The organism is Halopseudomonas bauzanensis, assembly GCF_900114735.1.
Taxonomy (GTDB): Bacteria; Pseudomonadota; Gammaproteobacteria; order Pseudomonadales; family Pseudomonadaceae; genus Halopseudomonas; species Halopseudomonas bauzanensis.
The window spans coordinates 83,630-96,245 of sequence record NZ_FOUA01000004.1; the positions used below are offsets into that span (position 1 = coordinate 83,630).

The window sequence follows — 12,616 nt, forward strand, 5'->3', positions numbered from 1 at the left end:
GTCGATGCCGCGTTTTCAGTTATCACCACTCAACCGTCGCCGCTTCGCCCGCTTCCGCGCCAACCGCCGGGGCTGGTGGTCATTGCATGTGTTCATGGTGCTGTTCGTACTCAGCCTGGGCGCCGAGTTCATCGCCAACGACAAACCGCTGCTGCTGAGCCATCAGGATGAACTCTACTTCCCGGTCTTCAAGCGCTACGCGGAAACCGAGTTCGGTGGCGAGTTTCCCATCGAGGCCGACTACCGCAGCCCCTATGTACGGGAACTGATCGAGGACGCCGGCGGCTGGATGCTATGGCCACCGATCCCCTATCACTACGACACCATCAACTATGACCTGCAGGTGCCCGCCCCCGCACCGCCCTCGGCGGACAACTGGCTGGGCACCGACGATCAGGCGCGGGATGTGATGTCGCGGGTCATCTACGGCTTTCGCATCTCGGTGCTGTTCGCCCTCACCCTGACCATTCTCAGCTCGATCATCGGCGTCATCGCCGGTGCGGTGCAGGGCTTCTACGGGGGGCGCATCGACCTGTTCGGCCAGCGCTTCATCGAAGTCTGGTCGGGTCTGCCGGTGCTCTATCTGCTGATCATCCTGGCCAGCTTCGTGCAGCCGAACTTCTGGTGGCTGCTGGGCATCATGCTGCTGTTCTCCTGGATGGCGCTGGTCGACGTGGTGCGCGCCGAGTTCCTGCGCGGGCGCAACCTGGAATACGTGCGCGCCGCCCGCGCCCTGGGCGCCGGTAACGGCACCATCATGTTCCGGCATATCCTGCCCAACGCCATGGTCGCCACCCTGACCTTCTTCCCGTTCATTCTTACCGGCGGGGTGATTACCCTGACGTCGCTGGACTTTCTCGGCTTCGGCCTGCCGCCCGGTTCGCCGTCGCTGGGCGAGCTGATTGCCCAGGGCAAGGCCAACCTGCAGGCGCCCTGGCTGGGCCTGACCGCCTTCGTGGTGTTGTCAGTGATGCTGTCGCTGCTGGTGTTCATCGGCGAAGCCCTGCGCGATGCCTTCGACCCGAGGAAATGACATGACCGAACAGCCATTGATACGGATCGACAATCTCAGCGTGGCCTTTGCCAGCGAGAAGCAGGAAATCCAGGCCGTGCGCGGCGTCAGTTTCGATATCCGCCCGGGTGAAACCCTGGCTCTGGTAGGCGAGAGTGGCTCGGGCAAGTCGGTGACTGCCCATTCCATCCTGCGCTTGCTGCCCTACCCCCAGGCACGGCATCCGAGCGGCCGCGTCCTGTACCAGGACGAAGACCTGCTCAGCGCGCCGGAAAAGCAACTGCGCAAGGTGCGCGGCAACCGCATCTCGATGATCTTCCAGGAGCCGATGAGCTCACTGAACCCGTTGCACACGGTGGAGCGGCAGATCAACGAGGTATTGTTCCTGCACAAGGGGCTGGACAAGCAGGCTGCCCGCGCGCGCACCCTCGAACTGCTTGACCTCGTGGGCATTCCCGATCCGGCCCAACGCCTGAAGAGTTATCCCCACGAGCTCTCCGGCGGCCAGCGCCAGCGGGTAATGATCGCCATGGCGCTGGCCAACGAGCCGGAACTGCTGATCGCCGACGAGCCGACCACCGCACTTGATGTCACGGTGCAGCTGAAGATTCTCGAGTTACTCCAGTCCCTGCAGCAGAAATTGGGCATGGCCCTGCTGCTGATCAGTCACGACCTGAACCTGGTGCGTAAAATAGCCCACCGGGTATGTGTCATGTATCAGGGTCAGGTCGTCGAAGAGAATGATTGTGCGGAACTCTTCACCCGGCCGCAGCATGAATATACCCGGCAGTTGCTGGCTGCAGACCCGTCGGGCGAGCCGGTACCGGCCGATCCGGCGGCGCCGTTGGTGATGCGGGCCGAGCAGCTGCGGGTGTGGTTTCCGATCCGCCAGGGCGTGTTCAAGCGCACCGTGGATCATGTGAAGGCAGTGACCGATGCCAGTTTCAGCCTGCAGCGCGGACAGACCCTGGGTATCGTCGGTGAAAGCGGCTCGGGCAAGACCACGCTGGGCATGGCATTGTTGCGGCTCACTGAAAGCCAAGGGCTGATAGAATGCAACGGCCAGCGGCTGGATGGGCTCGATCAGCGGGCAGTGCGACCGGTACGGCGGCAGTTCCAGGTGGTGTTTCAGGACCCCTTCGGCAGTCTGAGTCCGCGCATGTCGATCGCGCAGATCATCAGTGAGGGGTTGGAGATCCACCGTATCGGCACGCCGCAGGAGCGCGAGCAGATGGTGATCCAGGCCATGCAGGAAGTCGGTCTGGACCCGGACGCCCGGCACCGCTATCCCCATGAGTTCTCGGGGGGGCAGCGCCAGCGCATCGCCATCGCTAGGGCGCTGGTGTTGAAGCCGTCGCTGATATTGCTGGATGAACCGACCTCGGCACTGGACCGCACGGTGCAGAGCCAGGTGGTCGAGCTGCTGCGTGAACTGCAGCGCAAGCACAATCTGAGTTATCTGTTCATAAGCCACGACCTGGCGGTGGTCAGGGCCCTCAGTCATCAGCTGATGGTCATACGCCAGGGTGAGATCGTAGAACAGGGACCGGCCGAGCGAATCTTCGCCTCGCCGCAGCATGACTATACCCGTCAGCTGTTGGAGGCGGCCTTCGCCCACCCGGTATCCGATAAGTCGGCCTCGGTTTGAGGCCCTTTGCAAAACAGGAAAAGAACATGGGATTTCTAAGCGGAAAACGCGTACTCATCGTTGGTGTTGCCAGCAAACTGTCCATCGCGTCGGGTATTGCCGCGGCCATGCACCGCGAAGGTGCTGAGCTGGCCTTCACCTACCAGAACGACAAGCTCAAGGGCCGCGTCGAAGGTTTCGCCAGCGACTGGGGTTCCAGTGCGGACATGTGCTTCCCCTGTGACGTGGCCGATGATGCCCAGATCGAGCAGGTGTTCGCTGAGCTGAGCAAGAAATGGCCCGATGGTATCGACTGTATAGTGCACTCGGTGGGCTTTGCCCCTGGCGACCAGCTGGATGGCGACTTCACCGAAGCAACCACCCGCGATGGCTACAAGATTGCCCACGACATCAGCGCCTACAGCTTCATCGCGCTGGCCAAGGGCGGCCGTGAGCTGCTGAAAAAGCGCAACGGCAACCTGCTGACCCTGACCTACCTGGGCGCCGTACGCACCATGCCCAACTACAACGTCATGGGCATGGCCAAAGCCAGCCTGGAAGCCGGCGTGCGCTACCTGGCCAACAGCCTGGGCGAGGACGGCATCCGCGTCAACGCCATCTCCGCTGGCCCGATCCGTACCCTGGCTGCCTCGGGCATCAAGAGCTTCCGCAAGATGCTGGCGTACAACGAAGCCCGCACCCCGCTGCGTCGCAACGTGACCATCGAAGAAGTCGGCAATGCCGGTGCCTTCCTGTGCTCGGACCTGGCCTCCGGCATCTCTGGTGAGATCCTGTACGTGGACGGTGGTTTCAACATCACTGCCATGGGCAGCGTCGACCAGGAATAAGCGGTACTTGCAGCCGCCAGACGGCGGCTGCAAGCGTCTGTAGCGCTCACCCTAGCCCAGGGTGGCGTTATCCCTCACAAAGCGGTACTTCACATCCCCCCGGATCATGCGCTCGTAGGCTTCATTGACCCCATCGGCGCGTACCATCTCGATATCCGACACGATGCCGTACTTCGTCGTCTGAATGGCAGCCTTACAGAAACAAGCGGATTTGATTAGCCGGTGTGGTCTTCATGAATCCTTGAAGTTTTTCATCAATGATTCGGGCCGCTCACCGATTGGATCACCGGATCGTCCAGATCCCAGCCACCGCCGATGATTGCCGCCAGTTGCAGCGTAGCCGCCAATCTCTCCGCATGAATGTCCACCGCCACTCGACGGGTACTCAGGGTAATGTTCTGCGCCGTGGCCACTTCGAGGAAGGAGACCTGCCCCGCACGATAGCGGTTGGTGATCACCCGTTCGTTTTCCAGGGCCAGTTGCAGCAGTGCATCCTGCTGCTCGGTCTTCTCCGCAAGGATCTGCAGCGTGGCCAGCGCATCTTCCAGTTCCTGCAGACTGTCGAGAACGGTCTGACGGTAGAAAGCCGCCTGTTCATCATAGCGTGCGATAGCGATGTCCCGGGTTGCCGCACGCTGCCCACCATCGAACAGCGTCTGGGCCAGGCTCGGCCCCAATGACCAGACCCTGGCCGGAGCGTCGAACAATCCGCTGAAACTGCCACTCTGCACGCCGCCCCACACATCCAGGGTCAGGTCCGGCAGCCAGGCGGTCTGGGCTACGCCGATCTGCGCGTTGGCTGCGGTGACCAAGCGCTCGGCGGCGATCACATCCGGACGCCGGGCAATCAATACGGCAGGCAGGCTTTGCGGCAAGGCGGGGATGGCCGGCAGGCCTTCACCCTCCTCTTGCAGATCCAGCTCAGCCGGTGCGATGCCCAGCAGGGCGGCCAGGGCATTCTGTTCCCGGGCACGAGCGGCCTGCAGATCATACATCTCGGTACGCAGCGACTGGCGTTGGGTCTCGGCCTGGATCACATCGGCCCGGGAGACGATGCCGGCGTCATACTGGTTGCGCGTCAGGGTCGCGGAGCGGTCATAGGCCACCATGGTCTCGTTGAGAATACCCTGCTGACGATCCAGCGCACGCAAATTGACGTAAGCGCCGGCCGCGGCCATCTGGATGGCAAGCCGGGCCGCGGCCAGGTCGGCGGCGCTGGCCTGCAGGCTGGCCTGATCCGCCTCGATCCCCCGCCGCACCCGCCCCCAGAGGTCCGGGGCCCAGCCGATCTGCAGGCGGGCATCGTATTGCTCGGTAGCGGATCGCCCGGTGTCCCCACTACCGCCGCTACGGCTGCCGCCTACCGTGGCGCCTACCTCGGGGCTCAGACCGCCGCGGGCCAGCCGCCATTGGGCCTCGGCGGCGCGGAAGCGGGCCTCGGCCTGGGCCAGGGTCTGGTTCGCCTGGGTGCTGCGCTCAACCAGCGCCGTCAGGGTGTCATCCTCGAAAGCCAGCCACCAGTTGCCACTGGCCGCCCAGCTTTGCGCCGGCATCGGCTGCCAGCCCTCCTGGTGCCGAATGGTGGCGGTGTCCACGGTCTCGGGCTGAATGTAGTCCGGCCCCACAGTACAGGCAGACAACAGAACGGCAAGCAGGGTTATGGACAGCGGCAGTATTTTCATGGCGATGGATTCATTGAGTCGGCCGGTTGCTCCCGGTGCCGCAGCACGCGCTGGCGCAAGCGCTCCAGGTATAGATAGATGACGGGTGTGGTGTACAGGGTCAGCAATTGGCTGACCGCCAGACCGCCGATAATGGTGATGCCCAGCGGCCGACGCATCTCGGCCCCCTCGCCAAAGCCCAGCACCAGTGGCACAGCGCCGAGCAGGCCGGCGAGGTTGGTCATCAGGATCGGGCGCAGCCGCAGGACGGCAGCACGGCGGATCGCCGCCTGGGGTGGCAGACCGTCACGGCGCTGGGCGTCCAGGGCGAAGTCGATCATCATGATGGCATTCTTCATCACCACGCCGATGAGCAGGAACAGCCCCAGCAGCGCGATCAGGCTGAAATTCGTGCCGCTCAGATTCAGTGCCAGCAGCGCACCGACTCCGGCTGAGGGCAGGGTCGAGAGGATCGTCAGCGGATGCAGGGTGCTTTCGTACAACACCCCCAGCACCAGATAGACCGCCAGCACTACCCACAGCAACAGCCAGGGCTGGTTCAGATTGACGCTGAAATCCGGCCGCCCGGACGAGGCCGGCACCGTATGCACACTGGTCGGCAGCATGATCTCACCGAGCAATCGGTCAATGGCCTGCTCCGCCTCATAGGCCGTTACGCCCGGGGCCAAAGCATAACCGACACCCACCGAGGCAAACTGCCCATCATGCCGTACCCGGTCGCTGGCCATGCCGTAATCCCAGCTGGCGAAAGCGGACAGCGGAACTCGGGTGCCAGCATTGGTGATCACTTCGATCTGAGCCAATACCGCCGGGTCTTCGGTATAGCGCGGGTCGAGTTCCATCACCACCCGATACTGGTTCAGTTCATCGTACAGCGTCGCTACCTGGCGTTGGGAGAAGGAGTTATTGAGAACCGAGGCAATGGTCGCCATGTCAACGCCAAGGCGGCGAGCGGCCTCGCGATCAATATCGAGCATTACCTGGCGAGTCTCTTCACCGCCCGCGGCGTCAACATCCACCAGTTCAGGCAACTCCTGCATGCCTTCGGACACCCGTTGCGACCATATTTTCAGGTCCTCCAGGGAATCGGAGCGCAATACCACTTCGTGTTCGCTGCGGCGAAACGGTGAGCCGAGATAGATATCCTGGTCCACCATAAGGAACATAATGGCACCGGGAATCTGCGGCGGGTTCTGCCGCAGCCGCTCGATCACCTGTTGGGCAGACACGCCCCGCTCTTCCAGGGGTTTGAGATTGATCGACAGTTGGGCATTGGTGGTGCCACTGGCGCCGCCGCTGGTCCCAGTAAGATCCTGCACCGCCGGATCAGCCAAGATGAACTGCCGGTAGGCCTCGATCTTCGGCTGCATGACGCGGAACGAGAAACCGTCATCGCCCCGCACGAAGCCGCGGATCTGGCCGGTATCCTGCTGCGGCAGGGTTTCCTTGGTAATGTTCACATACAGCCAGGCATTGCTGGCGATCACCGCCGCCAGGGCCAACAGGATCAGTACGCCGTGGCGCAACGCCCAATCGAGGGTGTTCTGGTAACCCTCACGCAAATCGCTGAACAGGCTTTCGCTGTACCGCGCCACCACCCCGGGGGTCTGCTCGGCCCGGCTTTTCAACCACAGCGCGCACAGGCTCGGGGTCAGGGTCAGGGACACCAAGAGTGAAATGAGCATGGCCGCGGCCAGGGTAATGGAGAATTCGCGGAACAACCGCTCAACTATTCCACCCATGAACAGAATGGAGACGAATACCACCACCAGCGCCACGTTCATCGCCAACAGGGTAAAGCCCACTTCGCCGGTGCCCTTCAACGCGGCCTGGAACGGCGTCAGGCCATTCTCGATATGCCGCTCGACGTTCTCCAGCACCACGATGGCATCGTCCACCACCAATCCCGCAGCGACGATCAGCGCCATCAATGACAGGTTGTTGAGGGAAAAACCGTAGAAATACATCACCACGAAACTACCGACCAGCGATACCGGCAGCGCCACCGAGGGGATCAGCGCGGTGCGCGCGCTGCCGAGAAACAGCCAGACCACCAGCACCACCAGCAGCGAGGCCAGCACCAGGGTGAACTGGGCCTCGTTGAGCGTGGAGCGGATGACCGGTGAGCGGTCCATCACCACCGCCAATTCACTGTCGGTGGGCATCAGCGCCTGGAGTTGCGGCAATTGCTCATGGATGGCATCAATGGTGCGCACGATGTTGGCACCGCTCTGGCGGCTGACCATCAGGATCACCGCCGGCCGGTGATTGTGAAAACCGCTGGTGTAGCGGTTTTCCACCGAGTCGGTGACCGTGGCCAGATCGCCCAGCCGCACCACGGCACCGTCCTGATGGCGGATTACCAGCTCCCGATACTGCTCGGCGGTGCGCAGCGAATCGCTGATGCCCACCCGCCAGCGATGCACGTCATCCTCAACGAAACCCAGCGGATACAAGGCTGTGCTCTGGGTGATGGCGCTACGCACCTCGTCCAGGGCGATGCCGTTGTGCAGCAGGGCACCCGGGTCCAGCTGCACCCGCACCGCTGGCAGCGAGGCACCGGTAACATTCACCTCCCCCACCCCGCTGATCTGCGCCAACTTCTGCGCGAGGATGGTGGAGGCCGCATCATATAGATCGCTGGAGTCCAGATTGGCCGAACTGAGCGCCAACGCCATGATTGGCGCCTGGGATGGGTTGATCTTGCGGTACTCGGGGTTGCCAGGCATACCAGCGGGCAGCTCGCCGCGGACGGTGTTGATGGCGGCCTGCACCTCCCGCGCCGCCTCATCGATATTCCGGTCCAGCTCGAACTGCAACATGATCTGGGTGGAACCCTGGTTGCTGCTGGAGGTAATGGCAACCACTCCGGAAATACTGCCCAGCGCGCGTTCCAGCGGCGTAGCGACGGTGGTAGCCATGCTTTCCGGGCTGGCGCCCGGCAGACTGGCACTGACCGTGATCACCGGGAAGTCCACCTCCGGCAGCGGTGCCACCGGCAGCAATCGCCAGGTCAGCAGACCACAGGCCAGCAAGGCCAGAGCCAGCAGACAGCTGGCGATGGGGCGGCTAATGAACAGACGTGCGGGATTCATCAGCCCTGACTCGCCACGTCCGCACCCGCCGGTTTGCGGCGACGGCTCAGCCGGTCAAAGAACAGATAGACCACCGGCGTGGTGAACAGGGTCAGCACCTGGCTGACCAGCAAACCTCCGACCATTACCAGCCCCAGCGGCTGGCGCAGCTCGGCACCCGAGCCGCTGGCCAACATCAATGGCACCGCACCGAACAGCGCCGCCAGGGTAGTCATCAGAATCGGCCGGAAACGCAGCATCGCTGCACGGTGAATCGCCTGCCGTGGCGTCATGCCCTGGTTGCGCTGGGCCTCGAGAGCGAAGTCCACCATCATGATGCCGTTCTTCTTCACCAGGCCGATCAACAACACCACCCCGACTACCGCGATCATATCCAGCGCCCGGCCACTGACCAGCAGCGCCAACAACGCACCGACGGTTGCCGATGGCAGCGTGGACAGAATGGTGATCGGGTGGATGGTGCTCTCATAGAGCACGCCCAGCACGATGTACATGGTCAGCACCGCCGCCAGGATCAACCACAGGGTGTTGGCCAGCGAGGCCTGGAACGCTTCGGCGGCACCCTGGAAGCGGGTTTCGATCTCCGCCGGCAGGCCCAGTTCCTGCTCCACCTGCTGGATCGCCGCTACCGCCTGGCCAAGCGATGAACCCGCGCCCAGATTGAACGACACCGTAGCCACCGGGAACTGTCCCTGATGGTTGACCATCAGCGGCGTGGCCCGCTGGTGCAGCCGCGCCACTGTAGCCAGGGGAGCCTGACCGCCCGAGGCGGTAGGCACGTAGATGCTGCGCAGCGCCTCCGGCCCCTGAGCTAGCGCCGGGTCCATCTCCAGCACCACCCGATACTGGTTGGCCTGGGTGAACAGCGTGGAGATCTGCCGCTGGCCGAAGGCGTTCTGCAGTACCTCGGCGATAGTCGATACACTCACGCCGAGGCGTGCCGCCGCGTCGCGGTCAATTTCCAGGTAGAGTTCCTGGCCGCGCTGCTGCAGGTCGGACGCCACGTCGGCCAGTTCCGGCCGCTGCCCCAAGGCATCCACCATGCGTGGCACCCATTCACCGAGCGTCTCGCTGTCGAGGCTGGTGAGGGTGAACTGGTACTGGGTGCGGGCCACCCGGTCCTCAATGCTCAGTTCCTGCACCGGCTGGAACCACGCCTGGATACCTTCCACCTCAGCCGCCCGCTGGCGCAGCCGCTCGATGACGGTAAACACCGTTTCGCTGCGTTCACTGTGCGGCGGCAGATTGATGAACATGCGCCCGCTGTTGAGGCTGGTGTTGGTACCATCCACGCCGATGAAGGATGACAGGCTGACCACGCCGGTGCCGTCCAGCAGGGCTGCGGCCAGGGCCTGCTGCCGCTCGCCCATGGCGCCGAAGGAGATATCCTGTGGCGCTTCGGTCACCACCTGGATCACGCCGCTGTCCTGCACCGGAAAGAAATCCTTGGGCACCGCAAGATACAGCAGCGCCGTCAGCGCGACCGTCGCCACCATCACCAACAGCATCAGCGGCTGACGGTTCAGTGCCCAGTCCAGCCACTCGCCATAGCGGCGGATAGTCCGGCTCATCAGCCCCGCCCCCTCAGCTGGCTCATCATGGGTCAGCGGCTCGCGCAGCATGCGCGCACACATCATCGGCGTCAGAGTCAGGGATACCACCAGCGAGATGGCAATGGCCACCGCCAGGGTCACCGCAAACTCATGGAACAACCGGCCCACCAGATCGCCCATGAACAACAACGGAATCAAGACCGCGATCAGCGACAGGGTCAACGAGACCAGGGTGAAGCCAATCTCCGCTGCCCCCTTGAGCGCCGCCTCCATTGGCGAAGCGCCCTTCTCCCGGTGCCGCGCAACGTTCTCCAGCATGACGATGGCATCGTCCACCACGAAGCCGGTGGCGATGGTCAGCGCCATCAGCGTCAGGTTGTTGATGGAAAAGTCCATCAGGTACATGAAACCGAAGGTGCCGATCAGGGACAACGGCACGGCAATGCTGGGAATGATGGTGGCGGGGATACTGCGCAAGAAGGCGAAGGTCACCAGCACCACCAGGAATATCGCGAACAGCAATTCATGCTGCACATCGCGTATCGACGCGCGGATGCTCTGAGTGCGGTCGGTGAGCATGGTCACATCCACCGCTGCGGGCAGGGTTGCCGTCAACTGCGGCAATAGCGCCTGCACCCGATCCGCTACCTCGATGACGTTGGCGCCGGGCTGGCGCTGCACGTTGAGCAGCACCGCCGGCTGGGTATCGGCCCAGGCCGCAAGAAAGCGATCCTCGGCTCCATCGATGATCGTGGCCACGTCACCCAGGCGCAGCGCGGCGCCATCCTGCCAGGCCAGAATCAGCTCGCGGTAGTCCTCAACCGAACGGATCTGGTCGTTGGCATCCAGCATTGTGGTGCGGTGGGGGCCGTCAAAGCTGCCCTTGGGCTGGTTGACGTTGGTGGCGTCGATAGCGACGCGCACATCGTCCAGACTGAGACCGCGGGCGGCCAGCGCCCCGGGATTGGCTTGCACCCGCAGAGCCGGTCGCTGGCCGCCAGCCAGGCTGACCATACCTACCCCTGATAGCTGGGCGAGTTTCTGGGCCATGCGGGTATCGACCAGATCATGAATCTGCGGCAACGGCATCGCATCGGAAGTGATGGCCAGGGTAAGAATGGGCGCGTCGGCCGGGTTGACCTTGCGGTAGATCGGCGGCGCCGGCAGATCATTGGGCAGCAGGCTGTCAGCGGTATTGATCGCCGCCTGCACCTCCTGCTCCGCCACTCCGAGATCCACTGCCAGACCGAACTGCAGAGTAATCACCGAGGCACCAGCGGAACTGGTAGAAGACATCTGCTCGAGCCCGGGGATCTGTCCCAGATGCCGCTCCAGCGGCGCGGTAATGGTCCGTGCGGTAACCTTGGGCCCCGCACCGGGCTGGAAGGTGAATACCTGAATGATCGGGTAGTCCACCTGGGGCAGCGCCGCGACCGGCAACATCCGCCAGGCGATGATGCCGCTAATCAGAAAGGCCAGCATCAGTAATGAAGTGGCAACCGGGCGCAGGATGAAGGGGCGCGACAGGTTGTTCATCTATCGCTGCCCCCGACCTGTGGCAGAGGCTTCAGGGCGATCAGACACCTCATCAGCCAGCGGCCCCGTCGGTAATCACCACTTCGCGGCCATCGCGCAGCCGGTCGAGCCCTTCCAGCACCACCAACTCCTGTTCCTCCAGCCCCTCGGTTACCGCCACCCGACCGTCAGCAGTGGCGCCCAGCTTGACCAGCCGGGTATAGGCCTTGCTTTCTTCTGCATTGATCACGTAGACATAGGTTCCTCTGGAACCGAACTGCACGGCATCCGAGGGGATGGTGATTACCGAAGGCAATGTCTGCAACCGCAGGCGGACATTGACGAACTGGTTGGGGAACAGCTCGTCATCGCCATTCTCGAACAGTGCCTTGACCCGCAACGTGCCGGTGGCGATATCGATCTGGTTATCCATGGTATGCAGTTGGCCACGGGCCAGCACCTGCTGTTCATTGCGGTCCAGCGCCTGCACGGCCAGCGCTTCGCCGCTGCTGACGGCCCGACGCAGCGCCGGCACATCCGGTTCCGGCACGGTGAACTCCACAGCTATCGGGCGCATCTGGGTGATACTGACCAGCCCCTCGGTGTCGCTGCTGCTCACCAGGTTGCCAGCATCTACGCGGCGCAGGCCCAGCTTGCCGGCGATGGGTGCCTCGATCCGGGTCCAGGACAACTGCAGCCGGGCATCCTCGACCTGAGCCGCATTGGCCTTGAGCGTGCCACGAAGCTCCTCTACCAATGCCCGCTGGCTGGTCAGTTGCTGGCGAGCAATGGAATCCTGTTCGTACAGCCCTTCATACAACTCCAGATCCGCCTGGGCGTTGGCCAGTTGCGCCTGATTCTGCTGAGCCAGACCTTCGGCCTGGGCCAACTGGGCCCGATAAGGCGCCGGATCGATCTCGGCCAGCAAGGTGCCCTGCTCCACCTCGGCACCTTCAGTAAACAGCACCCGGGTAAGCTCCCCGTCAACCCGACTGCGCACCGTGACCGCATTGAGCGGGGTAACGGTGCCGATAGATCTGATCTGCACATCGAGGCTGCCGCGCTGCACAGGGACAACCCGCACCGGGGTCGGCTGGCTCCACGCGCTGCGCTGGGGTAAGGGTGCCGAGGGTGGATTCCTGGCCAGCAGGTAGCCAATTCCGATCAGTATCAACAGCAATATCAGGATGCCGATCAGGCGCTTGTGACGAACGGACAATGACGGAGAATCGGTCATGGAAAAGCACAAACCCAGGATGAGAGGAAACGGAGGCCCAGCGCCGC

The 12,616-nt window shown here is 63.2% G+C and carries 7 protein-coding genes and 1 pseudogene; 3 read left to right on the forward strand and 5 right to left on the reverse strand.

Annotated elements, in window-relative coordinates:
* Positions 1 to 4 precede the first annotated feature (4 nt).
* From BM267_RS10400 to fabI, 3 genes are read left to right on the forward strand one after another with little or no spacing between them, the layout of a single operon-like run.
* Positions 5 to 1,033, forward strand: a complete 1,029-nt coding sequence (locus BM267_RS10400; RefSeq protein WP_036992324.1) for an ABC transporter permease — start codon at positions 5 to 7, stop codon at positions 1,031 to 1,033.
* Between the two features lies 1 nt (position 1,034).
* A complete protein-coding gene (locus BM267_RS10405; protein ID WP_036992325.1) occupies positions 1,035 to 2,660 on the forward strand; it encodes an ABC transporter ATP-binding protein in 1,626 nt (541 codons plus the stop codon).
* Between the two features lie 26 nt (positions 2,661 to 2,686).
* On the forward strand, positions 2,687 to 3,487 hold the full coding sequence (gene fabI, locus BM267_RS10410) for an enoyl-ACP reductase FabI (RefSeq protein WP_036992326.1): 801 nt from the start codon (positions 2,687 to 2,689) through the stop codon (positions 3,485 to 3,487).
* A gap of 51 nt (positions 3,488 to 3,538) precedes the next feature.
* On the opposite strand, the pseudogene BM267_RS16735 reads toward fabI, so the two are convergent.
* From BM267_RS16735 to BM267_RS10430, 5 genes and pseudogenes are all read right to left on the reverse strand, one after another.
* Positions 3,539 to 3,661: pseudogene (locus tag BM267_RS16735) on the reverse strand (NAD(P)-dependent alcohol dehydrogenase); the annotation flags it as partial.
* Between the two features lie 80 nt (positions 3,662 to 3,741).
* Positions 3,742 to 5,169, reverse strand: a complete 1,428-nt coding sequence (locus BM267_RS10415) for an efflux transporter outer membrane subunit (RefSeq protein WP_074779868.1) — start codon at positions 5,167 to 5,169, stop codon at positions 3,742 to 3,744.
* The gene (locus BM267_RS10420) at positions 5,166 to 8,264 is read right to left on the reverse strand and encodes an efflux RND transporter permease subunit (RefSeq protein ID WP_074779870.1); all 3,099 of its coding nucleotides are present in this window, start codon (positions 8,262 to 8,264) and stop codon (positions 5,166 to 5,168) included. The genes BM267_RS10415 and BM267_RS10420 overlap by 4 nt, the downstream gene beginning before the upstream one ends.
* The gene (locus BM267_RS10425; protein WP_074779872.1) at positions 8,264 to 11,353 is read right to left on the reverse strand and encodes a multidrug efflux RND transporter permease subunit; all 3,090 of its coding nucleotides are present in this window, start codon (positions 11,351 to 11,353) and stop codon (positions 8,264 to 8,266) included. Before BM267_RS10425 ends, BM267_RS10420 begins: the two co-directional genes overlap by 1 nt.
* 52 nt (positions 11,354 to 11,405) lie before the next feature.
* On the reverse strand, positions 11,406 to 12,569 hold the full coding sequence (locus tag BM267_RS10430) for an efflux RND transporter periplasmic adaptor subunit (RefSeq protein WP_074779874.1): 1,164 nt from the start codon (positions 12,567 to 12,569) through the stop codon (positions 11,406 to 11,408).
* Positions 12,570 to 12,616: the final 47 nt, after the last annotated feature.